The sequence below is a fragment of the Pseudomonas sp. URIL14HWK12:I12 genome (genome assembly GCF_003097135.1).
Taxonomy (GTDB): domain Bacteria; phylum Pseudomonadota; class Gammaproteobacteria; order Pseudomonadales; family Pseudomonadaceae; genus Aquipseudomonas.
The window spans coordinates 264,528-288,762 of the sequence record NZ_QEQL01000001.1 but is presented as its reverse complement, the minus strand read 5'-3'; the positions used below and the strand labels follow the sequence as shown (position 1 = coordinate 288,762).

20 protein-coding genes and 1 pseudogene are annotated in these 24,235 nt (G+C 63.3%); 9 read left to right on the top strand and 12 right to left on the bottom strand.

What is annotated here, in order from left to right; genetic code table 11:
* The first annotated feature begins 57 nt into the window (after positions 1-57).
* From F474_RS01295 to wrbA, 3 genes are all read left to right on the top strand, one after another.
* Positions 58-855: an SDR family NAD(P)-dependent oxidoreductase gene (locus F474_RS01295; RefSeq protein WP_097086671.1), complete on the top strand. Its 798-nt coding sequence runs from the start codon at positions 58-60 to the stop codon at positions 853-855.
* Positions 856-959: 104 nt separating this feature from the next.
* The gene (locus F474_RS01290) at positions 960-1,421 is read left to right on the top strand and encodes a PA2169 family four-helix-bundle protein (RefSeq protein ID WP_097086669.1); all 462 of its coding nucleotides are present in this window, start codon (positions 960-962) and stop codon (positions 1,419-1,421) included.
* A gap of 170 nt (positions 1,422-1,591) precedes the next feature.
* Entirely contained in the window at positions 1,592-2,194 is a 603-nt protein-coding gene (wrbA, locus tag F474_RS01285; protein ID WP_097086667.1) for an NAD(P)H:quinone oxidoreductase, read from the top strand.
* 3 nt (positions 2,195-2,197) lie between these two features.
* Here the strand turns inward: wrbA and F474_RS01280 are convergent, their stop codons facing one another.
* Complete coding sequence (locus F474_RS01280; protein ID WP_097086664.1) at positions 2,198-3,028, bottom strand: sugar phosphate isomerase/epimerase; 831 nt, start codon at positions 3,026-3,028, stop codon at positions 2,198-2,200.
* Between the two features lie 168 nt (positions 3,029-3,196).
* Between F474_RS01280 and F474_RS01275 the strand changes: the two genes are divergently transcribed.
* Positions 3,197-4,930: an FAD-dependent oxidoreductase gene (locus F474_RS01275; protein ID WP_097086663.1), complete on the top strand. Its 1,734-nt coding sequence runs from the start codon at positions 3,197-3,199 to the stop codon at positions 4,928-4,930.
* A 12-nt stretch (positions 4,931-4,942) separates the two neighbouring features.
* Here F474_RS01275 and F474_RS01270 read toward each other — a convergent pair whose 3' ends face one another.
* Positions 4,943-5,848: a LysR family transcriptional regulator gene (locus F474_RS01270; RefSeq protein ID WP_097086660.1), complete on the bottom strand. Its 906-nt coding sequence runs from the start codon at positions 5,846-5,848 to the stop codon at positions 4,943-4,945.
* Between the two features lie 171 nt (positions 5,849-6,019).
* Here F474_RS01270 and F474_RS01265 point away from each other — a divergent pair, with 171 nt between their 5' ends.
* Both F474_RS01265 and F474_RS01260 read left to right on the top strand, forming a co-directional pair.
* The gene (locus F474_RS01265; RefSeq protein WP_097086658.1) at positions 6,020-7,639 is read left to right on the top strand and encodes a tannase/feruloyl esterase family alpha/beta hydrolase; all 1,620 of its coding nucleotides are present in this window, start codon (positions 6,020-6,022) and stop codon (positions 7,637-7,639) included.
* Positions 7,640-7,748: 109 nt separating this feature from the next.
* The gene (locus F474_RS01260; RefSeq protein ID WP_097086656.1) at positions 7,749-8,672 is read left to right on the top strand and encodes a DNA-3-methyladenine glycosylase; all 924 of its coding nucleotides are present in this window, start codon (positions 7,749-7,751) and stop codon (positions 8,670-8,672) included.
* A gap of 6 nt (positions 8,673-8,678) precedes the next feature.
* Here F474_RS01260 and F474_RS01255 read toward each other — a convergent pair whose 3' ends face one another.
* Together F474_RS01255 and F474_RS01250 are read right to left on the bottom strand one after the other, a co-directional pair.
* Entirely contained in the window at positions 8,679-9,656 is a 978-nt protein-coding gene (locus tag F474_RS01255) for a YeiH family protein (protein ID WP_097086654.1), read from the bottom strand.
* A gap of 104 nt (positions 9,657-9,760) precedes the next feature.
* Positions 9,761-10,633: an aldo/keto reductase family oxidoreductase gene (locus tag F474_RS01250; protein WP_097086652.1), complete on the bottom strand. Its 873-nt coding sequence runs from the start codon at positions 10,631-10,633 to the stop codon at positions 9,761-9,763.
* A 99-nt stretch (positions 10,634-10,732) separates the two neighbouring features.
* Between F474_RS01250 and F474_RS01245 the strand changes: the two genes are divergently transcribed.
* Positions 10,733-11,635: a LysR family transcriptional regulator gene (locus tag F474_RS01245; protein WP_097086650.1), complete on the top strand. Its 903-nt coding sequence runs from the start codon at positions 10,733-10,735 to the stop codon at positions 11,633-11,635.
* Here the strand turns inward: F474_RS01245 and F474_RS01240 are convergent.
* Positions 11,616-12,179 (bottom strand): cupin domain-containing protein, encoded by a 564-nt coding sequence (locus F474_RS01240; RefSeq protein ID WP_097086648.1) that lies wholly within the window; start codon positions 12,177-12,179, stop codon positions 11,616-11,618. The genes F474_RS01245 and F474_RS01240 overlap by 20 nt on opposite strands.
* A 194-nt stretch (positions 12,180-12,373) precedes the next feature.
* On the opposite strand from F474_RS01240, the gene F474_RS01235 reads away from it, so the two are divergent.
* The gene (locus F474_RS01235) at positions 12,374-13,504 is read left to right on the top strand and encodes an HPP family protein (RefSeq protein ID WP_097086647.1); all 1,131 of its coding nucleotides are present in this window, start codon (positions 12,374-12,376) and stop codon (positions 13,502-13,504) included.
* Here the strand turns inward: F474_RS01235 and F474_RS01230 are convergent.
* Positions 13,463-14,368, bottom strand: coding sequence for a LysR family transcriptional regulator (locus tag F474_RS01230; RefSeq protein WP_097086645.1), 906 nt, complete (start codon positions 14,366-14,368; stop codon positions 13,463-13,465). The genes F474_RS01235 and F474_RS01230 overlap by 42 nt on opposite strands.
* A gap of 106 nt (positions 14,369-14,474) precedes the next feature.
* On the opposite strand from F474_RS01230, the gene F474_RS01225 reads away from it, so the two are divergent.
* Positions 14,475-15,404, top strand: a complete 930-nt coding sequence (locus tag F474_RS01225) for an AEC family transporter (RefSeq protein WP_097086643.1) — start codon at positions 14,475-14,477, stop codon at positions 15,402-15,404.
* On the opposite strand, the gene F474_RS01220 is transcribed toward F474_RS01225, so the two are convergent.
* The 6 genes and pseudogenes from F474_RS01220 to F474_RS01195 form a co-directional block, all read right to left on the bottom strand.
* Positions 15,375-17,720 (bottom strand): ATP-binding protein, encoded by a 2,346-nt coding sequence (locus F474_RS01220; RefSeq protein WP_097086641.1) that lies wholly within the window; start codon positions 17,718-17,720, stop codon positions 15,375-15,377. The genes F474_RS01225 and F474_RS01220 overlap by 30 nt on opposite strands.
* The gene (locus tag F474_RS01215) at positions 17,708-18,427 is read right to left on the bottom strand and encodes a response regulator transcription factor (RefSeq protein ID WP_097086639.1); all 720 of its coding nucleotides are present in this window, start codon (positions 18,425-18,427) and stop codon (positions 17,708-17,710) included. Before F474_RS01215 ends, F474_RS01220 begins: the two co-directional genes overlap by 13 nt.
* Before the next feature lie 459 nt (positions 18,428-18,886).
* A pseudogene (locus F474_RS23110) lies at positions 18,887-19,132 on the bottom strand (bacteriocin immunity protein); the annotation flags it as partial.
* Between the two features lie 168 nt (positions 19,133-19,300).
* Positions 19,301-20,296, bottom strand: a complete 996-nt coding sequence (locus tag F474_RS01205) for a DNA-binding protein (RefSeq protein WP_097086635.1) — start codon at positions 20,294-20,296, stop codon at positions 19,301-19,303.
* Between the two features lie 303 nt (positions 20,297-20,599).
* Complete coding sequence (locus F474_RS01200) at positions 20,600-23,494, bottom strand: autotransporter outer membrane beta-barrel domain-containing protein (RefSeq protein ID WP_097086633.1); 2,895 nt, start codon at positions 23,492-23,494, stop codon at positions 20,600-20,602.
* 184 nt (positions 23,495-23,678) lie between these two features.
* On the bottom strand, positions 23,679-24,101 hold the full coding sequence (locus F474_RS01195) for a pilin (RefSeq protein WP_097086631.1): 423 nt from the start codon (positions 24,099-24,101) through the stop codon (positions 23,679-23,681).
* Positions 24,102-24,235: the final 134 nt, after the last annotated feature.

The window sequence follows — 24,235 nt, the reverse complement described above, 5'->3', positions numbered from 1 at the left end:
CGCTTGGCTCTCAACAGGGAGGGCAATCTGCCACCCACCTGACAAGAGGCTCGCACCATGGATCTGGGTTTGAAAGACCGCGTCGCATTGATCACCGGCGCCAGTGGCGGTATTGGCTTGGCCACCGCCCAGCTGCTGGCAGAGGAAGGTGTAAAGCTCGTGCTCACCGACCTCGAGCAGGGCGCGCTTGAAAGCGCTTGCACTGGCCTGGGCAGCGATGTGTTGATGCTGGCAGCAGACATGACCCGCCAAGCCGAAGTCGATGCCTTGGTGCAAAAAGCCGAGGCCCGTTTCGGGGCCGTCGATATCGTCGTGCATACCGCTGGCGTGACCGGCGCCAAGGGCGACCCACTGGAGCTCACTGACGCTGACTACCTGGAAGCCTGGGAAACCGATTTTTTCAGCGCCGTGCGCGTTGCTCGGGCCACGATCCCTGCCATGCGTGAGCGGGGCTGGGGGCGGCTGGTATGCATCACCTCGGAAAACGCCGTTCAGCCCTACTGGGAGGAGGCGGTGTACAACGTCGCCAAGGCGGGGCTCGGTGCCTTCATCAAGAACCTCTCCTACAAAGAAGCGCGCCATGGCGTGCTCTGCAACACAGTGGCGCCGGCCTTCATCGAGACCGGCATGACCAACGGCATGATGGAAAAACGCGCCAAGGACATGGGTGTGAGCTTCGAGGAGGCCGTCAAGAGCTTTCTCGAAGAGGAACGGCCCGGGATCGTCCAGCAGCGGCGCGGCCAGCCCGAGGAAGTCGCGGCGGCCATCGCGCTGCTGGTGTCGGCACGGGCGTCGTTCATCAACGGCAGCAATTTGAGGGTCGATGGCGGCTCGGTTCAGAGCGTACAGAACTGAGTTGAACCTTCCGCCCCGCCGCGGCACCTAAATTTTCAGGCGCGTTGACGCGCCACACTTGGCTGCCTTTAAGGCCCTCGGGCCGTCCATCTGGAGAACATGCTATGACCGATATCCATAAAGAGACCATCAAGGTACTGAACGACCTGATTGAAACCTCCAAAGATGGTGAAGCAGGCTTCAAAGATCTGGCTGAGCATACCAACAACGAGCATCTGCGCAGTGTCTTCAGCAGCCGCGCGGCTGACACCGCTGCGGCAGCCGTCGAGCTGCAAGCCGTAGTCACCCGCCTTGGCGGCGAACCGGAGACCACTACCAGCGTTGGCGCCGACCTGCACCGCCGCTGGGTAGACCTGAAGGCCGCAATTACTGGCAAGGACGACGCAGCCCTGCTCAATGAAGCCGAGCGCGGTGAAGACGTTGCCAAGAAGAGCTACTCCAAGGCCTTGGAAAACCAACACCTGACCCCGGATGTACGCGCTTTGATCCAGAAGCAGTACGACGGCGTGCTGCGCAACCACGATCAGATCAAAGCCCTGCGCGATCAGGCCCGCGCCGCGAAATAACATCACCTTAAGGCACTGCGCGGGGCGCCATGCCTCGCCAGCGCCCGCTAAGCCTCTAACCCTTTCCCTTCTTATCAAAGCTGTTGAACCCCGCCTTTATCTTCACGGAATTTCCAGCCCCGGCTGGCTGTCCTTTCTCCGTACCCTTTCCTTGATGCGGAGGCACACCGATGGCTAAAGTTCTCGTTCTCTACTATTCGATGTACGGCCATGTAGAAACCCTGGCCAACACCGTCGCCGAAGGCGCGCGCAGCGTTGAGGGCGTCGAGGTCACGGTCAAGCGCGTGGCCGAGACCATGCCTGCCGACGCCTTCAGCGCGGCTCACGGCAAGGTGGACCAGCAGGCCCCGGTTGCATCGCCTCAAGAGTTGGCCGACTACGACGCGATCATCTTCGGCACCCCTACGCGCTTCGGCAACATGGCGGGGCAGATGCGTACCTTCCTGGACCAAACCGGCGGGCTGTGGGCCAAGGGCGCCCTGGTGGGCAAGGTGGCCAGTGTGTTCACTTCCACCGGCACCGGGGGCGGCCAGGAGATGACCATTACCTCGTTCTGGACCACCCTCGCCCACCACGGCATGGTCATCGTACCGTTGGGCTACAGCATCCCCGCGCTGGCCGATATCTCCCAAGTCGGCGGCGGCACCCCTTACGGCGCTTCGACCCTTGCAGGCGGTGATGGCTCGCGCCAGCCCGATGCTCGTGAGTTGGAGATCGCCCGCCATCAGGGTGCGCACGTAGCGGGTATCGTGGCGAAGCTGGCCCGCCCCTGAGGGTCAGGCAGGCGAAGGGATACGCCTTAATACCTCAAGTGTTTTCTGCAGCCCCACTGCCGCCCGCTGCTGAGCTGTGAGCGGCGGTGCCTGCACCGTTGGCGCCTCCACACTGATTGCAATGCCCGGCGGTAACGCCGCCAGCAAACCCTGCAGATCACAATCACCGTCGCCTGGAAAACGCCGTTCGTGCCGTGCCTGTCGCAGGATTTCATCCATGCTGGCCGGCACCGGCCCAAGCACGTCGCAGAGCTGCAGGTAGCGGAACCGCTCAGGCGCCTGCTTGCAAGCGCGCTCAAGTAGCTCAAGTGAAGAGCACGAGCGGTTGAAATGAAAGGCGTCGACCAGAATGCAGCCGTTTGGCTGCGCCGCCGCTTCGACCACCTCCAAGGCGTTGGCCAGGTCAGGTACGTCGGTCCAGGGCATGAACTCAAGATGGGGGTAAATGCCGTAACCGCGGGCCAATTCGCACAACTGCGCAAAACGAGCTGTAAGGCGGGCCTGATCTGCATCGTTGCCCGCCACCAGCAGTTCGCTGGCACCCAGCTCGGCCCCCACCTCTAGATAAGGCTCGAAAAACGCCACGTCAGTCTCGGGCTTCAAGCGAAGAATTTCGACATCCAGCACCTTCACCCCGGTGTCACGCAGCGCCTGGGCTGTTTCGCACCGCAAGGTGCGGCTGGCCATCAGTGGAAAATGATGCTCCTGGGCGGTCGCCGGCTCCAGGCGCAGGCCCACATGGCTGTAGCCTGCCTGTGCGGCGGCGAAGATCATCTGCGGCGGAGGTAGCTCCAGCACAGTCAGGGCTGCCAATGAAAAAACCCGAGACGTCATGCAAAGGACTCGAATGAAGGGGTCGGTCTTTTATTTAGAACAATGTTCTGGATTTATTCAACCTCAATTTTTGAGGTTTCCCACCGGCCTCGACGGCTTTCACCCCTCAATTTGACAAGCCAATTCATTTAGTGGAACCCTGTTCCAATTCATCGAATGGGCTCACCTATGTCACTTCCTCATTCTCCTTCACACACGATCGACTGTGACCTCCTGGTGATCGGCTCCGGCGCTTCAGGGCTGGCCGCGGCGGTCAGCGCTGCCTGGCACGGCCTGAAGGTGGTGGTGGTTGAAAAGCACAGCCACTTTGGCGGCGCCACAGCGTGGTCTGGCGGTTGGGCCTGGCTGCCCGGCAACCCCCTGGCCCGCCGCGCGGGCATCGATGAAAACCCAGCTGAGCCACGTCGTTACTTGCGCAACGAGTTGGGTGAGCAGTACGACCCGGCACGCGTCGATGCCTTCTTGGACAACGCCCCGCACATGGTGGCGTTTTTCGAGAAACACACGGAACTGCAGTGGGCCGACGGCAACGGCATACCGGACATCCATGGCCACACACCTGGCGCGGCCACTGGTGGCCATCAGGTCATCGCGGCCCCCTACGATGCCCGGCGGATGGGGAAGCTGATCAAGCGCATGCGCAAGACGATGCGCGAGACGGCATTTCTCGGCATGCCGATCATGGCCGGTGCCGACCTTTCGGCGTTCCTGACCCTCACCCGCTCGGCCAGGTCTTCTTGGCACGTCACGCGGCGCGTGCTCGGGCATTTGCGCGACCTGGCAGTGCACGGGCGGGCGATGCACTTGGTCAACGGTGTGGCCCTTGCTGCGCGGTTGGCAAAATCTGCGCAGGATCAGGGCGTGCTGCTGATCGAATCCGCCCCGGCAAAGGCCCTGTTACAAAACGGCGACCGGGTGACCGGCGCATGGGTACAAACCCCGCAAGGGCCGCTGCACATCAACGCCGGCAAGGGCGTGGTGCTGGCCGCTGGCGGCTTCCCTCACGACATCGCTCGGCGGCAGGCGCTGTTTCCTCGAACACCCACCGGTAATGAGCACCTGGCATTGCCGCCTGAGCAGTGTAACGGCGACGGTATCCGCCTGGGTGAGTCGGTGGGGGGCGTGATCGCAACCGGGTTGGCCAGCCCCGCCGCCTGGGCGCCGGTGTCGCGCGTACAGCATGGTGACGGCACGGTTGGGCATTTTCCGCACATCATCGACCGCGCCAAGCCCGGCGTGATCGGTGTGCTGGCAAACGGTGAGCGCTTTTGCAACGAAGCTGATGGTTACTACGACTACACCACCGCCATGATTGCCGCCTGCCCCGAAGGCGAGGAGGTGGCTTCGTGGCTGGTGTGTGACCACCGCTGCCTGCGCCGTTTCGGCCTGGGCTACGCCCGGCCTTTTCCGGTACCGCTGGGGCCGGTGCTACGCAGTGGTTATCTGCTCCGTGGTCACACGCTCGCCGAGCTGGCCCAGGCCTGTGGCATCGACCAGGCGGGGCTTGAGCGCAGCGTGGCGCGTTACAACGAGCACGCCCGGCACGGCAGTGACCCGGCCTTCGGCCGTGGTTCCACGGCCTACAACCGCAAGATGGGCGACCCCTCGACCAAGGCCACAAACCCCTGCGTAGCGCCCATCGAAACCGGGCCTTTCTATGCCGTGAAGGTGCGCCCTGGAAGCTTCGGCACCTTCGCCGGGCTCAAGACCAACGCCCAGGCTCAGGTTGTGGGTGCCAGCGGTGCGCCCATTGCCGGCCTCTACGCGGTGGGCACCGACATGGCCAGCGTGATGGGCGGTTTCTATCCTTCAGGCGGGATCAACCTGGGGCCGGCGCTGACCTTCGGCTACATCGCCGGGCGGCATGCGGCGGGGGTGGAAGGCTACGCCAGCGAGGCTTGAAGTGCATGCAGGTCAAGGCCCCGCCAGCAGTTCGGTGCAACGGGCCTGAAGGAATTCGCGCAACCGAACCACCAGCGGCGTCAGCCGGCTGCGGTGGGCGCAGATCAGGTTCAGCGGCGCCGGCTCACAGTGCGCGGCGGGCAGCAGCTCCACCAAGCGGCCCGCCCGCAGGTCATCGATCACATCCAGGCGTGACTTATACAAAATGCCGAACCCGCTCACCCCCCAGCGCCGTACCGCGTCGGCGTCATCGCTTACGCGATCGCCAGACACCGCCACCACGCGGTCGCCAGCAGGTAGCGTGAAGCGCCAGCGTTCGTGAACCTGCTCGCCCCAGATGAACCGCAGGCAGTTGTGCTGTTTCAGGTCTTCCACCTGCAGTGGGCGGCCCTGGCGGGCCAGGTAATTCGGCGCTGCACACAGCACGCGGCGGTTCTGCTCGGCCAGAGGCAGCGCCACCAGAGAGGAATCGCTCAACGCACCGTAGCGAACCGCTACGTCCAGAGGCTGGCGCAGCAAGTCGGCAGCCCGGTCGCTCAGGCGCAGTTGTAGGGTCACCCCAGGGTGCTGCTCTTGAAACTCATCGAGCCAGGGCAACAGCACATTACGGCCAAGGTCTGAAGGGGCCGATAGGCGCAGCGGGCCGGCCAGCGTGCTTTGGCCTCTGGCTAGCGCTTGCTGGCCGCCGCGCTGAGCTTCTAGCATGGCGCGAGCGTGCGGCAGGTAACGTTCGCCCTCCTCCGACAGCTGCATGCTGCGCGTGGAGCGGTCGAACAACCTGGCACCCAGTGCAGCCTCCAGCCGCATCACAGCGCTGCTGGCAAGGCCCGGGGCAATGTTCAATTGCCGCGCGGCATTGGAGAAACTGCCTTGTTCGGCAGCGAGCACGAAGATCTGCACATCATCCAGGCGAAGCATTCAGGTCTCGGCGCGGGCACGTTTGGGGCGCTCATTTTTTAGGTTTCCGAGCAAATGCACAATGCCCTGCCCGGCAGCCGCAGCAGCGCCACAGGTGCCTAAAGAAACCCAGCAGCACGCCGATTCAGGGTTAGCTACCCACCTCGTTTCGATCGCCGCCGGAGGGCATCGATGAAGCACGTTGCCCTTCCTGCGCTGGCTGCAATGGCCATGGCCATCGCCTGTGTTTCCAGCAGCGCCAAGGTTGCCGTCACCCAGCCACCAGAGCTGGCCTGGCTGGCCGACGCTCAGGCCTGCGCGGCGCTCACCTCGCTCAAGCTTGAACAGGGGCAGGTGGCGGCCGCCGATTTCGTGGCCTCCGCCAGCGCTGCGACGCTGCGCGCAGTGCCAACGAATTTCAGCATCCCTTTTTGCCGCGTGCGCCTGACCGCCACACCGGCACTCGGTGCAAGCATCAATCATGAAGTGTGGCTGCCGGTTGGCAGCGCCTGGAACGGGCGATTCCTTGGCACCGGCAACGGTGGCTTCGCTGGGCGCATCGTCTACAGTGCCCTGGCCAATGGCCTGACCCGCGGTTACGCGGTAGCGAACACCGACGTAGGCACCCATGCCGACAGCGGCTTCATCCAGATGGCCGGCCATTCACAGCGGGTAGAAAATTACCATCAGCGGGCGGTTCACCAGATGACCGTGCTGGGCAAAGCGGTCGCGGCGGCGTTTTACCAGCGGGCGCCACGCTACGCGTTGTTTGCGGGCTGCTCCAGCGGCGGCTTCGAGGCGATGACCGAAGCGCTCAATTACCCCAGCGACTACGACGGCATCGTGGCCGGCGCCCCCGGTATCGATTTCGCCGGCGTCGGGCTGTTTCAGGGCTTCAGCTACGCCAAAACGCAGGCTTCGCCCGCGGCCGCCATAGGGCCGGGCAAGTTGCCTGCTATCGAGGCGGCGGTGCTCAAGCAATGCGATGCCGGCGACGGCCTGGCTGACGGGCAGATCGACGACCCCTCACGGTGCGAGGTCGACCTTGAGCCGCTGCTTTGCCAAGGCAGCGAAACTGACCAGTGCCTCACCCGCCCGCAGCTTGACGCGCTCGTGGCGTTGCGCAACGGCCCGGTCAACCCCCGCAGTGGCGAACGCTATTACCCGGTTTTTCCGGCTGGAGCAGAGAATGCGGGCGGCGCGCGGGCCCGCATCGCACACCTGGACACCGGCACGTCCATCATCGACGCAAGCCCAGGCCCCTTGGCTCTGGTGCTGGGCCAAGGCTGGCGCGCCCAACGCTGGTCGAGCTTCGACTTCGACACTGATGCGCAAGCGGCCCGGGCGGCCTATGCCCCGCTGGCACCCAGCCAGCCCGACCTGGGCCCATTCATGCGCGCGGGCGGCAAGTTGATCCTGTTCCATGGCCTGCGCGATGCCAATATCTTCGCGCAAAGCTCTGTGGACTATTACCGCAAGCTGCAAGCCACGATGGGCAGCAGCAGCACCGATGCGTTCAGCCGCTTGTACCTAGTGCCGGGCATGGACCATTGCTCTGGCGGTACCGGCCCGGACGAGTTCGGCCAGGTCGATTGGAAAGCGCCTGCCCAAGGTGCCCCCGAAAGCGATGTGATCGCCTCGCTGGACGCCTGGGTCAGCGCCGGGCAGGCCCCAGCCACTCTGGTGGCAGCGGCCTATGAAGGCGACCGGCTGACCCGCACGCGGCCCCTTTGCCCCTGGCCACAGGTGGCCAGGTATCAGGGTGGCGACATCGACCGGGCCCCGAGTTTCACGTGCCAGGCAGCCCCTTGAGCCGCAGGCCACACATAGGGCGGCCTTGCCGATGAAGAAGGTGCAATAAACGGGTTGCGCTGGCTGAGGCTTCAGGCACGCTGGGGCTTGGTCAGCGTGAGGCTCGAGAATGAAGATTGTCGCCGGTGTCGCCCAGCAAGACTGCGAACTGCCCTACACCCCACCGTTGGACTGGCCGCGGCTGATCCGCTTCCTGCATGGCCGGGCCACCGCGGGCGTGGAGCTGGCCAGCCTGGCGGACGGCTACTGGCGCAACCTGCTCTGGGAGGGGCTGCCCGGGCAGTTCCAGGTAACGCCGCTGGCCACCGGGCGCCTGTTGCTGCGCGCGTACGGCCCCGCCGCCGCGCACTTGGACAGCTGGCTACCTAGGGCGGCCGGGCTGTTCGACCTGCAGGCTGACCCCGCTCCGATCAATGCACACCTTGGCCAGGACCCCTGGCTGGGCCCCCTTAGCCGTTTGGCGCCCGGGCTTAGGGTTGCCGGCGCTTGGTCAGCGTTCGAGCTACTCGTGCGAGCCGTGGTAGGCCAGCAGGTCAGCGTGAAAGCCGCCACCACTCTGATGGGCCGGCTGGTCGAACGTGCTGCAGGCGCGGTGCCGGGCGTGGTCAACCGAGCCTTGAGCGCCGTGTGCCCAGAGCCACAGGCGCTGGCCACTGCCAACCTCGACCACATCGGCATGCCCGGGCGGCGAGTCGCGGCGCTGCAAGGGGTGGCGGCACAAGTAGCGCTAGGCAACCTGCCGCTGGAGCGCGGTGCGGCCCCCCTGCCCGACCAGCGCGCCGCCCTGCTCGCATTGCCCGGTATCGGCCCCTGGACGGTGGAATACGTGGCAATGCGTGCATGGGGCGACAGCGATGCCTGGCCGGGCACCGACCTTATACTGCTGCAGCAGATACAGCGCCAACACCCCGAGTTGCTCAAGCCCGCGCAGTGGCGCGGCCGCAGCGAGGCGTGGCGGCCGTGGCGGGCGTATGCCGCGCTGCATGTGTGGAACGCGGTCGCCGATGCCGCCGGTGGCGCACGCGGTGGCTGAGTGGGCTCACGCCAAGAACGTGCGCACCACGAGCAGGCCGCCCAGGGTCAGCATGGCGAACAGCATCAGTGCCAGCGCGAACGGCCGCCAGCCCAACGCCTTGAGCAGGGCGAAGCGGGTTTGGTAGCCCAGCGCTGCCATGGCCAAGGCCAGTGCCCACTGGCCGGCCTGGGCCAAGCCGCTGTGCAGGCTGGGGGGGATAGGTACATAGCTGTTGAAGATCACCATCAGCACAAAGCCGAAGGCGAACCATGGCACCGTAAGCTTGCCGGGCGCTTCCACACCGCCTGCCCAGCAGCGCCCAACGAGCAACAAGAACGGCACCAGCAACATCACCCGCACCAGCTTGACCACCACCGCACTGGCCAGGGCATCCGGCCCTACCGCTCCTCCGGCCGCGACCACCTGGGCCACTTCGTGCACGGTGGCGCCGATGTAGACCCCGAACAGCGGCTCGCCCAAGCCGCTCAGCGGATACAGCAGCGGGTACACAAGCATGGCCGCGGAGCCGAACAACACCACTGTAGCCACCGCCATTGACGTCGCCGCAGGCCTGGCACGGATGGTCGACTCCGTCGCCAGCACCGCTGCCGCGCCGCATATTGCGCTGCCAGCGCAGGTAAGCAAGGCAACGTCCGGGGCCAAACCCAGCAGCCGGGTACCCACGGCGTAACCGATGAACATCACACTGCACACCACTAACAGGTCCAGCCCAATGGCAGGCAAACCCAATGCAAAGACTTGGTTGAGGGTCAGTTGCAGGCCGAACAACACCACGCCCAGGCGCAGCAACGGCCGTGCACAGAACCCAAGGCCAGCCTGCACCCCAGGCCTGCCACCGACGCGCGGTAGATTGCCCACCACTACGCCAAGCAGCAGCGCATAGACCAATGGGCTAAGGCCCAGGCTGGCAAGGCCAGGTAGATGGGCCAGAAGATAGCCAGCGCCGGCCAGCGCCAGACAAAGCACAATACCAGGGAACATGGAGCGGTCTCCTCTGTAGTGACCATTCCACGTTACCGTCGGCTGCGGGCTAATAAAAAAGGGTTATAACGATATAACTGTTCGGAAAAACCGAATACCAATGGCTACGCCAAAGCCTTCCATTGGTCGAGTTGAGCGATTACCGGGGGTGGCAGTGTCAGCTGAGCCGCGGCCAGGTTTTCCCGCAAATGCACCGGGTTGGACGTGCCTGGGATCAGCAGGATGTTGGGCGAACGCTGCAGTAGCCAGGCCAGCGCTACCTGCATGGGTGTGGCGCCGAGTTGCGCAGCGATGAGGTCAAGCCCCTTTGACTGCAAGGGCGTGAACCCGCCGAGGGGAAAAAACGGTACATAAGCGATGCCGTCCTTTGCGAGGGCATCGATCAGTGCGTCGTCGTGGCGGTTGGCAAGGTTATAGGCGTTTTGCACGCATACGATCGGCACTAACCGGCGTGCCTCGGCCACTTGCGTGGGGGTCACGTTGCTCACGCCCAAATGGCGGATCAAGCCACGTTCGCGCAATTGCGCCAAGGCGGTCAGGGCCTCTTCAAGGGAGCCTTCGGCAGGGGCATGCAACCCATGCATGCTGCGCAGGTTGACCACCTCCAAGTATTCGAGGCCAAGGTTACGAAGGTTGTCCTCGACGGCGGTGGTCAGCTCAGCAGGGCTCATGGCCGGCAGCCAGGCGCCGTCGGGCCCGCGCCGGGCACTGACTTTAGTGACGAGGGTCAGGTGGTCGGGATAGGGATGCAGCGCCTGGCGGATCAATTGGTTGGTGATGTGCGGGCCGTAGAAATCCGAGGTATCGATGTGGTCGACACCCAGCTCGACGGCCTCGCGCAGCACTGCCAGCGCGGCCTGGGGGTCCTTCGGCGGCCCGAATACCCCAGGGCCGGCCAGTTGCATCGCACCGTAGCCAAGGCGCTTTACCTCGCGATCACCCAAGCGGGCGGTAGGGCAGTGTTCGAGTGGGCTCATGGCGAAACTCCGTGATGTGGGCATGCGCACAACGTTAGGCGTGGGCGCGCTGCACGACAATCCGCTACAGTTCGCACACCTCGTCCGGTTTTCAGAACAATGCCAAACGATCTCAACGACCTTCAGGCTTTCCTCGCCGTGGCCCGCGCCGGTGGCTTTCGCGACGCCGCACGCCAAGGCAACGACAGCGCCTCTCGCTTAAGCGACGCGGTCCGCCGCCTGGAAGCGCAATTGGGCGTACGGCTGTTGCACCGCACCACGCGAAGTGTGGCGCTTACCGAAGCCGGTGCCAGCCTGCGGCTGCGCCTGGAGCCGGCGCTCAGCGAAGTGCACGCCGCCCTGGATGTGGTCAATGGGTTCCGCGACCGCCCTGCCGGTACGCTGCGGCTGAACGTGCCGATAGTGGCCGCCCGCCTGGTGCTGCCCGCTGTACTGCCCGGTTTTCTCGCGCGCTACCCCGACATCCGTGTAGAAGTCACCGCCCAGGACAGCTTCGTCGACATTCTGCAAAGCGGCCATGACGCCGGTATCCGCTATGAGGAGCGACTGGAGCAGGACATGATCGCGGTACCCATCGGCCCGAGGCGGCAACGCTACGCCACGGCCGCGGCGCCGGCCTATCTGGCACGGCACGGCGTGCCGCAACACCCCGATGAATTGCTGCAGCACGCCTGCCTGCGCGGGCGCTTCGCCAGCGGCACCCAACCGCCGTGGGAATACGAATGTGATGGTGTGGAGGTAAATGTCGACCCCGGCGGGCCATTGCTGGTGCAGATCGGCGGTGCCACCGAGTTGCTCGTGGACATGGCGGTGGCTGGCACCGGGTTGGTGTTCCTCTTCGAAGATTGGTTGAGACCCTATTTCGAGCGGGGCGAGCTGGTACCGGTGCTTGAACCTTGGTGGCTCGAATTTTCCGGGCCTTTTCTCTACTACCCCGGGAGGCGCCTGGTGCCCGCCCCGCTGCGGGCATTCATCGATTACATCAGGGCTGGCGCGGCGTGACCCCCTCTGCGTAATAGCCATCTTGAAGAATGAATACGATGCGTGCCACCTGCTCGGTACGGTTGCTCCAGGCATGCCGAGTACCCCGTTGTACGACTACGTCGCCTGGGCTGAGGCGAACTTCTTCGTCATCGAGCATCAGCCAGAGCTCCCCTTGCACCAAGATGCCGTAATCCAGGGTTTGCGTGCGATGCATCAGCTTGTGGCGCCCGTTCGGCTCGGCTGCGGGTGCGCCGACAGCGGCGAGGGTTGCGGCGATGGCTTCATCGCTGGCTTGGTTCTGGATGCTGTCGGGCGGAATATCGACCACTCGAATGAGCCCGCTGTGGGGCATCGGTGCCAGCTGCAGTGGGCGCAAGGTGGGGTCGGCAGCATTGTCCAGGGCCACTGGCAGGGCACCGGTGTTCCAGATCTCCTGAAAGTGCATGCCCGGGACGGCCGGTATAGGGAACTGGGCGGGCGCGGGGCCCTGTTCGGTGATTACGGCCTTGCCGATGGCATCGTGGCCGGTCACTACGCGCTTGACGGGGGGTAACGGTTGCATGTGAGCTCCTTGGCGGTTGAACGCGCCAAGCATAGGTTCGTTACCGAGAGCATCCCATCGCGCAACTGTATCGCGCTGTGTAGTGCCAAGGGATTTATCCCAACCGGGTCACGGGGCTAACATGGCACCGCCCTGCCCTGACAGCCAGCCCACTGGCGATGCCGGCGTTCATTCTTCTTCTGCCAAGGTTCCCCATGCCCCATACCCCCGATAGCCTGGCCTGGCTCAAGGCTTTGCTACCTGCCCCACTCACGATCACACCGAAGGAAAAGCTACGCGCTAGCATCGGCGCAGCCCTGGGCATCCTGCTCGCTGCACTTGGCGCAGCATGGTGGTCACAGGGGCTGGCTGCCCACACCTCGCCCCTGCTGGCGCTGGTGCTGGTAGCGCCGCTGGGTGCCAGCGCCGTGCTTGTATTCGCGCTGCCCTCCAGCCCGCTTGCTCAGCCGTGGTCAGTCATCGGCGGCAACACCCTCTCGGCCTTGGTGGGCATTGCCTGCTCTCGCTGGATACCCGACGCTACCCTGGCGGCCGCACTGGCAGTCGGCGTGGCGATCGTGGTGATGATGGCGCTGCGCTGCCTGCACCCACCGGGTGGGGCCGCGGCGTTGTTGATGGTGCTGGCCGGGGCCAGCGACTTCGGCATTGCCTTGCACCCAGTGCTGTTGGACTCCGTACTGATGGTGGTTGCCGGCTTGCTTTACAACAATCTGACCCGTCACCGCTGGCCCCATCGGCAACGCCCACCCAGCGCCGAAGCGAGGCTGCAGCAAAGCGATCTGGACGCTGCGCTTGCGCGTTATAACCAGGTGCTGGACATTTCCCGGGATGACCTTCAGGCCCTGCTGGAGCAGGCAGAAGCAGCGGCTTACCAGCGCACCATGGGCGTGTTGCGATGCCAGGATGTGATGACGCCGGACCCTGTGGTGGCGCGCACCGATACGGCGCTGCAGGCGGCTTGGGCCCTGATGCGCAAGCACCGAGTCAAGGCCCTGCCGGTAGTCGACAGCCAATGGCACCTGGTCGGTATCGTTACCGTGGCCGATTTCATGCGCCAAGTGGACATGGACGTACACGAAGGCGTGGCCTGGCGCTTGCGCTCGCTGTTGCGCCCAAAGGCCCCCGGGGGCGACAGCCAAGTTGGCCAGATCATGACCCGTAATGTACGGGTTGCCAGCAGCGACCGCCTGCTGATGGACCTGGTGCCCGTGTTTTCAGTAGCAGGCCATCGGCACATCCCGATCATCGACGCCAAACGCCGGCTGGTCGGTATCATCACACAGTCAGACCTTATCAAAGCGCTGTTCAAGGCCGTTCACGGGTAAACCGGCCAGCGCCAGAAAGCTCAACAGGCAGGGGTGGCGGTTGCCTGCTACCCAGCACGCACCATAGGTGATAAGCGGGCTCGACGAGACGCGCTTGAAGCTCACACCGGGCAAGGCCAGCCGGCTGATCGATTCGGGCACCAATGCCCAACCCAGCCCTGCGGCAACCAGGTTGACGATCGTCTGTTGCAAATGGGTACGCATGCGCACCCGTGGCTCGAAACCGGCCTGTGCACAGCAGGCGATGATCGCCTCGTACAAGGCAGGGGCTGTGGCCCGTGGGAAACCTATGAACGGCTCATCGGCCAGTCGCGCCAGGGCTATCACTTCCTCGTTGGCCAGCCGGTGATCGGAGGGCAATGCCAGGCAAAGCGGCTCCTGCGCCAGGGGGTGATAGGCAAGCTCTGTAGGCTCCGCCGTGGGGATCGACAACGCGAGGTCGACTTCACCGGCGTATACCAATGCATTCAGGTCTCGTGGAAGCACTTCGTTCAGATTGACCTGCACCTGGGGGTAATGATCGCAGTAGCGCTTGAGCAACCCGGGCAACAAGGCCCACGCGGCCATGGAGGTGAAGCCAATACGAAGCTCGCCCCGTTCTCCCCTGGCGCTGGCCTGTGCACCGCGGACCGCCTGGTCAAGGCCCCCGACCAACGCACGCGCTTGATCAACGAAGCTCTGGCCGGCTGCGGTTAGCCTGACAGCCCGCGAATGCCGCTCGAACAGCATTACGCCCAGCTCTTGCTCCAGTGCCGCGATCTGGCGGCTCAGCGGCGGTTGCGTCACATGCAGGCTCTGAGCTGCGCGGCCGAAGTGAAGGTGTTCTGCTACTGCCAGGAAATAGCGCACCTGCCTCAATTCCACTGAGTGATACCTCTAAGGAATGAATCGAGCCTCAAGTAAGCATTGGACGGTATCGCTCGTCAACGTTAGGCTCACTGGCGTTCAAACCCTCGCCCCAGAGCTTTCCATGCATACCGTCATTACCGTCATTCTGCCCATATTCGCTTTGATCCTGCTGGGCTACCTGTGCCGCCGTAGCAATCGCCTGGGCCCATCAGCAGCGTCGGAAGTCAACCGTATGGTGGTGTGGCTCTGCTTGCCGGCCTTGCTGTTCAAGGTCACTGCCACCAGCACGTGGGCGCAGATCTGGCAACCTGGCTTCGTGATCGCTTTCAGTGCCGGTTGCCTGCTGACTTTCGCCTTTACCCTCCTCTGGCGGTTGCGGATGGGCCACCCTCTTGTGGATGCCAGCATCGACGGGCTCAGCGCGGCCTATGCCAATACCGGCTACATCGGTATACCCCTGTGCCTGCTGGTACTGGGCGAGCCCGGCCTTGAGCCTGCGTTGATCTCGACGCTGATCGTGGTGTGCGTGCTGTTTGCGGTCGCTGTGGTGTGTATCGAGGTAGGGCTGCAACAGGAGCGGCACCTGGGGCGGGCGGTTGCCACTGTGCTCAAAGCGCTGGCGAAGAACCCGTTGGTTGCAGCGCCCGTGCTTGGTGCCGCCTGGGCCTGCACCGGGCTGGGGCTCGCTACGCCGGTGATGCACTTGCTGGATCTGCTGGCTGCAGCCACTACGCCCTGCGCGCTTATATCATTGGGGCTGTTTCTGGCCGAGAAACAGCCGGGGCGACAGGCAGGTGCGTGGCCATTAGTGGTGATCAAGCTGGCAGTGCAACCTGCGCTCACTGCATTTCTGGCCATCAGGGTGTTTCATCTGCCGCCGGTGTGGGCCCATGCAGCGCTGCTGCTCAGCGCGCTGCCCACCGGCACCGGGCCCTTTATGCTTGCGGAATATTACCAACGTGAAGCCGGGGTTGTTTCACGCACGATCCTGATTTCCACCGTGCTGTCGCTGCTAAGCCTTTCAGTGTGCCTCTACTGGCTGGGTGCCTGAGGCGCGCAGCGCCTGTTCCAGTGCCTCCAGTTGCGCTTGAGATGGCGCCAGCGGCGGCTCGGCGGTGAGGTTTTGCTCCATATCACCGGCCAGCGCGGCGACCTCCCTCACCCCGACCATCAGCGCCGCCCCATGCAGGCGATGGGCATGGTGCTTCGCAGAGCCCCACGCCTGCTCAGCCACGGCCTGGCGCAGCGCCAGCAGGTCGCGTTCACCGGATTCTATAAACAAACCCAGCAGTTGAGCGCGCGGGTCAGAGGCAACGATGGAATGCTCCGCCAACGCTGCACCCAGAGCTTCTATACGCAGCGGTTTGGTAAGAATGGCATCCATGCCGGCCTCCAATGCACGTTGGCGGTGTTGATCATCGGTGGCAGCTGAAATCGCGATGATCGGCACACCTGGCGTACCGTTGCGTTGCTCGATCTGGCGTATGCGCCGGGCGATCTGGTAGCCGTCGACCTCGGGCAGGTAGCAGTCGAGCAATATAACCCCCCATGGCCCGCGCTCCTCGAACATCGCCAGTGCCTGACGACCGTCAGCGGCCATGTCGCACTCGTACCCAAGATTAGCAAGCTGCAACCCCAGCACCTGGCGATTGACCGGGTGATCCTCGACCACCAATACCCGGCAACGTGGCGCGGCGGGAGGATTGGCCGGCGCTGGCGGCAGTTCGACATCGACCACAGGCGCTGATGCAGGCTTGAGGGGAATCAGCACGTGGAACAGCGAGCCTTGGCCTGCCTGGCTGCGTACCTCGATCTGGCCGCCCATCAGCGTCGCCAATTGCTTGCAGATCGACAGCCCTAGCCCACTGCCGCCGTAATGGCGAGTGGTGGAGGTACTGGCCTGAGTGAAGGCCTGGAACAAGCGCTGTTGCTGCTCCGGGGCGATGCCTATGCCGGTGTCGCGCACCGTAGCGCTGAGCCAGGCCTGGCCACCTTCGCGGTGTTGCAGTTGCAGGCGAAGTTGCACCCAACCTTGCTCGGTGAACTTGACCGCATTGGACAGCAAGTTCGACAGCACTTGGCGCAAGCGCACAGCGTCGACGGCCCAAATAGGGGTGCCGTCAAAGCCTTCAAGTATCAGGTTCAGCTCCAGGCCTTTGCCTTGGGCGCGCAGGCGGTAGATGTCGGCCACTGATTCAGCCAACCTGGCCAGGTCCGTCGGCTCCTCGGACAACGCCACTCGCTGCGCATCGAGCCGTGCAATGTCCAGCACGTCATCGAGCATTTCCAGCAACGCCAGCGAAGAGTCGTTGGCCAGGTTCACCAGGCTGGCCTGCTGGGTGTCGAGGGGGGAGCGAAGTAGCAGTTCGATTGAGGCTTGCACTGCGTTCATTGGGGTGCGTATTTCATGGCTCATCATGGCCAGGAAAGCCGACTTGGCATTCTCGCTGGCCTGTGCCGAGCGCTGGGCCAGGCGGGCGCGGCGTGCCATCAACATCAGTAACAGCAATACCAGCCCCAGAACGCTTGCCTCGACCCAGCGGTCCTTCATGATGGCCAACAAGGTTGGCCGGTCAGGTACGCTACTGTCGACCCAGTCGCCTTCGATTGCTGCACGATCGTTCACGCTCAAGCTGGCGAGCGCTTTGTCGACGATCCCCTGCAGCGGAGCATCGGCCGGGGCGATACCCATGCTCAGCACCACCGGCATGTCTGCCAGCACGCCTGCAACGCGAAGCTCGTGGCGGTAGTCGCGGCGCATCACCGGCTGCAGGATCAGGTCCAGCCCGACTGTCGCGAAAGCTTTGCCGGTGGCGACGGCTGCCAGCGCCTGTTCTGCATGATCGAATTCAAGGAGCGTGATGTCCGGGCATACCTGGCGCAGATAGTTCGCGTAGCCGCCGCTGCGGCGAATGGCGACCACCTGCCCGCGCAGCTTCTGAGGGCTGAACATCAGCGGTGCGTCTGCCCGGGCCACAATGACCGTGGAGCCGGCAAAGTACGGGTCGCTGAGTAATACCTGCTGCAGCACGCGATCACCCACCAAGCGTGCCGACAACGCCACCGTCATGTCGAGCTGGCCACTGCGCAATTGGCGTAACGCCTGGTCAAGCTGATCGGTGGGCCGATAAACGAACCTCAGCCCAGTGGCAGCCGAGATGCGGTCCAGGTATGCGCGGCTCAGCCCTTGATGCTGGCCAGCCTTGACGTAGTCCAGGGGCCAGTTGGGTTGCATGCTGTAATGCACCACGGGGTGTTCTGCGAGCCAGGCCTGCTCCTGCTCGGTCAGGGGTAGGGCCAGGGCCAGGTTGAAAGGTGATAACAGCAACGCGCATAGCGTTGCCTTGATAGGTGTCATGACGAGCATGCGCTGCCATCATCGAAGATATGCCGGCGGTATTTGAATAGTTCGCTGTTATTGCGCACGCCCAGCTTACGAAAGGCAGACTGCTTCTGAGCGCTGATGGTCTTGATGGAGCGGTGGCAGCTCAGCGCGATGTCGGTCACTGAACTGCCTTCAAGCAGCCCGCGGATCACCTCCTGTTCCCGTGCAGTGAGGTCAGCGCTTCGGCTGGAGCGCACCCCCATCATCTCGCCGGGCATGTCATGCTCGAGCGGAGTGCACACCACCGGCGCCTGGGTGATTTTTTCACGCATCCGCGGCTCCAGCCATTGCTCCCCTTTGTGGACCATTCTTACCGCAGCCGGCAGGTGGCCGATCGCTTCGGCTTTGCCCAGATAACCGAGGGCTCCGTTTTGCAGCGCAAGCGATACCGTTGCCGGAATATAGAGGCTCGACACCACCAGGATACTGATATGGGGAAAATAACGATCAATTCGACGGATCAGGTTCAGGCCGTCGTCCTCGCCTGGCACCAGGTTGTAGTCGACGATCACCACATCGATGCTGGGGTCACTTTTGAGGTAATCCAAGAAAGCTTGAATACGGGTAAAACCGGCAGCAACTTCGATGTCCGAGTCGGCGGCCAGTAGTTGCTGCATGCCGAACAACACGACTTCGTGGTCATCGAGCAATGCGACACGGATGAGAGGATGATGAATTTTGGCGTTCATGGTGGACTCATTCCTACACTGAACCTAGCCTAGTCGACCCTCACCCCGGGCTCGCCGCCCGCAATCAAATTTTCACTGAGCCAGTGGCCGAAAAATTCAATTGATGCAGCCTGTACCAGTGTTTGGGGCGCCAAGGCGAAACAGTTGCGAACTCTATATGAACGCCATTCATACCCCTATAGGAACACTCCGAAACCTTTTATTCAGAGCCTTACCCGCCAGCTCAATAGTTTCATGTTTTGCCTTGATAATGCCTATCGATAGCACTAATGCCCTGGTGGCCAGGGCCAATGTTAACCTTGGTCCCGAAGCACGAATCTGCCTCAGTGTCCTGGCATCCCCCCGCCGCCTGAATGCTGAGGCCGTTTCCACTTCAGTCCTTTGGTGATACTGATTGACCACCTCCCTTCGGGGCGGTGGTTTTTTTTGCATTCTACGCAGGCGCTTGCACTTCCCAAGTCAGAAAGCCCTACCTGACGCGGTCGTTTTGCCTAAATCCCAGAGGGCTTGAAACCCTGGTTGTTCTCCAATACTCAGTCGCGGATCACCGCAAGTACGCTCTGGGTCGAATCTTCGACGCCGGGGCGAAGCGGGATAGAAAATCAAGTTGTTATCGGAGGGGTTGTTCACGATATCGACGAATTCCTCGATGAGGGCGTTATGCGCCTGTTCGGCCATGCCCTGCGCTTCGAAGACCGCAGTGACGTATCGGAGAAAAGTCGGCTTCGGTGAAGCCCTCTAACTTTCTGCGATTGTGCATTGCAGTATTGTCCTGGTGGGCCCATCGAATTAGCACGCGCCACGATAACCTCGAGACAGGCCGCTGTGGCCACGTGCGTTCTGATGGGGCAAATGGCTGAAAGAATGTGGCGCCTAGGCACCCGGCTCAGCACCTCGTTCGGCAGCTTCGCGTAACGCCTTGAGCTCGGCGCGCGCGGTTTCCAGCGCCTGCCAAGCTTCGCCGGCCTGGGCCGCCAACGCTCGGTAGCGCTCGCCTTCGGCCTGCAGCTCGGCTTTCGCCTCTGCCAACTGCGCGACCAGCACTGAGCGTGCCCCCTCACTTTGTGCATGTTGCTGAACTAGCGCCGTTTTTGCCTGCTCTGCAGCCTGTACCTGCTCAACCATCGACGCCTGCTGAGCCTGAGCCTGCTCACACTGCATCGCCAGCCGGTCGCTATCGCGGTGCAGGCGCGTGAGCTCTTCCTGGCGCACTGCCAAGGCTTGCTGCAGCTGCCGCGCCTCGGCCTGGGCTTGTTGCAACTGCCCTTCATGCCGGCGCAGCTCCTGCTCTCGCTGGGTTTGGGCCGCTTCGCGAAAGTGCTCCAGCGCCTCACGCGCGTGCTGATGCTTGTCTTCGAGCGAGGCGACCTGTGCCTGCTTGTCCTCAAGCCGGGCTTGCAGGTCCTGATTGGCCTGGCCGAGTTGGGCATTGCGTGTTTGCTCGGTATGCAACGATGCCTGGCTAGTCGCCAGCGCTTCGCTCTCGGCCGCCAAGGCCGCCTGGCTAATAGCCAATGCCTTGGTCAAAGCTTCGGCCTCTTTTTCGGCCACCTGCAACCGTTCACCCAGGGCCTCGCAACGTGCCTCGCATTCCTGAGCGACCTTGTCGATGCGGGCTTGCGCCTCGTCGTGCAGCTGCTGCGCCAATTGAGTGACTAGGTCGCCCAAGGCTTTGCTGATCGAACCCAGGCCAGCCGCCAGTGACGCATCACCCTCCTCCAGCTCACGCAGGTGCCTATGGATGGTGGACTTGGAGCCCGTGTTGCCAAGTTCGATACGTACAGCATCGATGCTCGGATGCTCACCACGCTCTAATAACGCATCGCGGGCCTTCTGAACCGCCGCCTTGCTGATCCCGACTCTTGCCATTTTGAAATCTCAATATGTACCGTGCTACGTAGGCCGTAATTACATACCATAAACGACGGTTTATCCACTGAAGATTCATATATTCTGGCAAGGGATAATGCAGCGTTATCGAATCTAATAGTCGGTTTGGATGCACAGCGCCCTATCGGGGCCAATAGGCGATACGTAAGGAAAATGGGGGGGCAAACAGTAGCGGCGATCTCAATGAGCCATCACCCCACAGGATCGCTATAGAGGCAAGCCGCGCGGCGAATCCTCTCGAACCGCCGCGCAGCTTAGAAAGGCCGGTAAGGTAGCGGGCCGCTACCAGGCCTTGGTGATAGCCAGCTGAGCCTGCTGCTCGGCGTAGTCACTACGGCTTTGCGTGCTGTAAGTGAATGCCAGTTGCGCCCCGCCTGGCAGGGGCGCACTCAGCCCCAGGCTGGCCCGCGCCAACCATGGGCTTGCGGGATTGGCTGAAGTTTCAAAGGCAGCTTCAGATGCGCCGGAAAAACGGGCCAGCTGGGGGTTGTCGCTGTTGATCAGGTCATATCCCACACCAACGCTCACATGTAGCGCGGCCCCGCTTTCCCCTAGCCGGTGATCCAGGCGAGTGTCCAGGCCGGCGATCAGTTGATCGCTCTGGCGCGCCTGCACCTCCAGCAGCATCGGCGCCAGGTTTGCCGAGCCCCGTTCCCGATAGCCTTCGTCACGGATATGGTTGTAGTCCAACCGCAGCGATGGCGTCAGTTGCGTGCTTGGGCCGACCTCCAGCCTCTGGCTCAGGCTGCTGCCAAAGGTTGCGACATGGCTGGCGTAGTCGGCGCGGGCCTGGCCACCCACGCTATCGAAGGCCAGGCTGCGCGTAACACGTTGGGTGCTGCGGCCGGCACCGGCATAGGTGAGCCATTGCATTCCGGGGGCCAGTGTTACAGCACGATAGCCTGTGAATTGCCACAGCTGGGTTTGGCTACCGCGCGCTGAGCCCTCGCCCAGCCCGCCGCTACCGCCGCTGGCAGAGGTAAATGCCATGCCGACCCTGGTGGTTTGCCCGGTTGGTGTATCAAAACCTACCAAGGTTCCGCTGCTGCCCAGGCTGCCACCGCCTTCGCGGCTGGCCAGGCGATTGAACGATTGCGCCCAGGCGCCGGCCGGTGAGACGGCATTGGTAGTGCCGGCATGGTCCAGCAGCGCCTGGCTGATGTCGCCCAGCATGGCCTGGCTGGCTCGCAGGCTCTCATTACCCTGTGGCAACACTTGAGCGACCCGGTTGGCGACTTGCGCCTGGCTGGCAGCACCCACGAAATACGCCGACAGTGGGCTGGCGCTGCCTTTGGCCAGCTCCGCATCCAGCACCCGGGCGGCGCCTTGCCCGCCCGCAACCGCGGCGCTGGCCTGGCGCACGCCATCGGCACGCTTGGGCTGCAAGGTGAGGTCGACGGCATTGCCGTTTTTCACTGCAGCGAAATCGAACAGCGCCGAATTGCCCGTTACGTTGAAGGTACCGTCCGACACCAATGTGCCTGCGCTGATCACCCCTTGCAGGCGCCCTAGGGTAAAGGGTTGGTCTGCGCGAGTGACATCGACATCGATCCGTGCCTGGCTTGGCAAAGTCGCTGTGCCGCTAACCCGCAATTGGCCGTAGTGGGTTTGATCCAGCACCTGGGTGCGTAGCACAGCGCCAGCGGCCTGCCGGTAATCACCGGTGATCATCGCCGGGGTCTCTCGCTTGGTGGGCGCCGCGAGCACCAGGGTACCCCGCTGGGTGAAGCCCGCCACGGTCCACTGATCGCCGCCTTTCATCTGGTACTGCGCATTGCTGAACAGGGTGGCCTGGGTGTTGGGGGCATAAACCGCGCCGTCGAATCGGGCGGTACCGACGCCCGCGATGTTGAGGTTGGGCAGTTGGCTATCGTCACTTACATACAGCGAATACTGTTTGCCTTGGATCAGCCCGGCATTGTTGAAGTTGCCTGTAACCTCTGCACCGTCAACCAGGCTCACGCCTATAGCCTGCCCGCGCAGCGCCCCGCTGTTGAGGAAACCGCCCAGCTCTGTGCCACTGACCCTGAGCGCTTCGCGCCCGCTGACCTGACCTCGGTTGATCCAGCGCCCGCCGATACTGCTATCGATCAGGTTCACACCGCGATACAAGGCACTGATGCTGCCGAAGGTGTCGAAGTTGCCTTCGATACGTGTGCGATAGAGGCGCACGCCATTCTCGGCCTGGATAGAACCTGCGTTGGTCCAGTCGCCGCCTACCGTTACCCGGCGCATCGATACGCCCTGGTAGCCTTTTTCGATAGTCGCTCCGGAGCCATTGGTGAAATCTCCGCCAATCTGGGCGTTGATCATGTCCACGGCAATCTGGCCATTGTCACCGCCCACATCCACTGCAGTGCTCGCAATGCGGCCGGTGTTATAGAACTCCCCTTGCACGATAACGTTGTCGAGGTAGACCGCCGTATGGCCGGTGATTTGCCCCGTGTTGCCCACCGGGCCTTCCACGACAGTGCCCCCGGTCAGCGACAGGCCAAAACCCTGGTCGCCTGATCGTATCTGCCCATTATTGAGTAGCTCGCGCGTAATCCGCCCCGCGTTGACCGTCACGCCGGCACTGCCGACCTCACGCGCCCATACCGTGCCGTTGTTGATCAGGTAACCCACTGATGAGCGCTCGATGCTGATGCCGGCGTCCTCACCTTGGATGCTGCCGTAATTCATGAGAAAGCCCGCCAGTGTGCTGTCGACGAACCGCACACCCACCGTGCCCCCTTGGGCACTGCCCTCGTTTCGGAAATCGCCGGTGTAACGGCTATTGTCGAGCAATAGCGCTTCGCCCGCCCCCACGAGCTGCCCGCCGGCCTGATTGTAGAGCTGGCCGCTGGCCTGCGTCCCTTGGAGGCGGATGCCTTGGCTGCCTTTGAGCAGGCCCGCATTGGTTACGCTACTGGCACCCTCACCGGGATGCGCAATGTCGATGGCTGGGCCACTTTGCACCTCGATACTGCCTTGCGCAGTGATCGTTACCCGCTCCGCCGGGCCGAGGGCGCAGCCGAGGGTGTTGCGTGTGCTGAGGGTGGTATTGGGGCCATTGCAACTGCCGGTAGCGCTGGCCGCCTCGGCGCAGAGCGCACTGGCTGCCAACAGCAGGCTGTAGGGGATGTGCAGGTTCAAGAAGGCCGACTGCCGACGCTGGCCAGGGTATTGGCTGTCCATAGAGCAACCCTGTGGCTGAGTGGTGGAGCCGAAGGTATAGGCAGCCAAGCGTAATGTGTCAAAAAATTCAGGTTTGTTAGCACCCCTCCGTAGTTACCCCTGTCACCCGATGCATCGGTTCACAGGGGCAATAGCGGAGGGTGTTGCGCCGCGCGACTTTCCCGGCCAGGGTGGGGGATCAGGCTCAGGAAGCTGGGCAGACGCTGGGCGCGAGTGCGGGGTCGCTTACCCCACTCACAGAGCATGACCACAGACCGTCAGCGCCTCGCTCCAGCGTTACGTTGGCCGCCCGCAGCGCAGACGGCCCCTGCGCCACGGTGCACACCAACCTGCCGCTGCCGGCGGCGTCGAAGGCGGCACCCAGTTCGCAGTGGCGGGAGCCTGGGTTGACGTTAGGCAGGTCACTGATGCTGTCGATGGCGTGCCCGGCCAGCAGCGCATCTTCGGCTACCACCTTCAGCGCAGACAGCTCAGCGACCCCCGCCGCAAGCTTGGCGCGCGCCTGGTAGTTGCCATAAGCGGGCAGCGCAATGGCCGATAGCACGCCGATAATGGCCACCACGACCATGAGTTCGATCAGGGTGAAGCCACGTTGGATACTTTGCATGGAGTCCTCTCCTTGGACAGTGGGCAGAATGTTGCCCACTGCCTGGAGCAAGAGGCGGGCCAACGCCGGGCGGTATGAGCGGGCGCCGGTCACGACGGGGAGCCTCGCGAGCTGGCATACCGGGTGATATGCCA

Bases quoted from the DNA above. Each gene is read 5' to 3' on its own strand.
- F474_RS01295 (WP_097086671.1), top strand. From the start codon at position 58: ATGGATCTGGGTTTGAAAGACCGCGTCGCATTGATCACCGGCGCCAGT.
- F474_RS01290 (WP_097086669.1), top strand. From the start codon at position 960: ATGACCGATATCCATAAAGAGACCATCAAGGTACTGAACGACCTGATT.
- wrbA (WP_097086667.1), top strand. From the start codon at position 1,592: ATGGCTAAAGTTCTCGTTCTCTACTATTCGATGTACGGCCATGTAGAA.
- F474_RS01280 (WP_097086664.1), bottom strand. From the start codon at position 3,028: ATGACGTCTCGGGTTTTTTCATTGGCAGCCCTGACTGTGCTGGAGCTA.
- F474_RS01275 (WP_097086663.1), top strand. From the start codon at position 3,197: ATGTCACTTCCTCATTCTCCTTCACACACGATCGACTGTGACCTCCTG.
- F474_RS01270 (WP_097086660.1), bottom strand. From the start codon at position 5,848: ATGCTTCGCCTGGATGATGTGCAGATCTTCGTGCTCGCTGCCGAACAA.
- F474_RS01265 (WP_097086658.1), top strand. From the start codon at position 6,020: ATGAAGCACGTTGCCCTTCCTGCGCTGGCTGCAATGGCCATGGCCATC.
- F474_RS01260 (WP_097086656.1), top strand. From the start codon at position 7,749: ATGAAGATTGTCGCCGGTGTCGCCCAGCAAGACTGCGAACTGCCCTAC.
- F474_RS01255 (WP_097086654.1), bottom strand. From the start codon at position 9,656: ATGTTCCCTGGTATTGTGCTTTGTCTGGCGCTGGCCGGCGCTGGCTAT.
- F474_RS01250 (WP_097086652.1), bottom strand. From the start codon at position 10,633: ATGAGCCCACTCGAACACTGCCCTACCGCCCGCTTGGGTGATCGCGAG.
- F474_RS01245 (WP_097086650.1), top strand. From the start codon at position 10,733: ATGCCAAACGATCTCAACGACCTTCAGGCTTTCCTCGCCGTGGCCCGC.
- F474_RS01240 (WP_097086648.1), bottom strand. From the start codon at position 12,179: ATGCAACCGTTACCCCCCGTCAAGCGCGTAGTGACCGGCCACGATGCC.
- F474_RS01235 (WP_097086647.1), top strand. From the start codon at position 12,374: ATGCCCCATACCCCCGATAGCCTGGCCTGGCTCAAGGCTTTGCTACCT.
- F474_RS01225 (WP_097086643.1), top strand. From the start codon at position 14,475: ATGCATACCGTCATTACCGTCATTCTGCCCATATTCGCTTTGATCCTG.
- F474_RS01220 (WP_097086641.1), bottom strand. From the start codon at position 17,720: ATGCTCGTCATGACACCTATCAAGGCAACGCTATGCGCGTTGCTGTTA.
- F474_RS01215 (WP_097086639.1), bottom strand. From the start codon at position 18,427: ATGAACGCCAAAATTCATCATCCTCTCATCCGTGTCGCATTGCTCGAT.
- F474_RS01205 (WP_097086635.1), bottom strand. From the start codon at position 20,296: ATGGCAAGAGTCGGGATCAGCAAGGCGGCGGTTCAGAAGGCCCGCGAT.
- F474_RS01200 (WP_097086633.1), bottom strand. From the start codon at position 23,494: ATGGACAGCCAATACCCTGGCCAGCGTCGGCAGTCGGCCTTCTTGAAC.
- F474_RS01195 (WP_097086631.1), bottom strand. From the start codon at position 24,101: ATGCAAAGTATCCAACGTGGCTTCACCCTGATCGAACTCATGGTCGTG.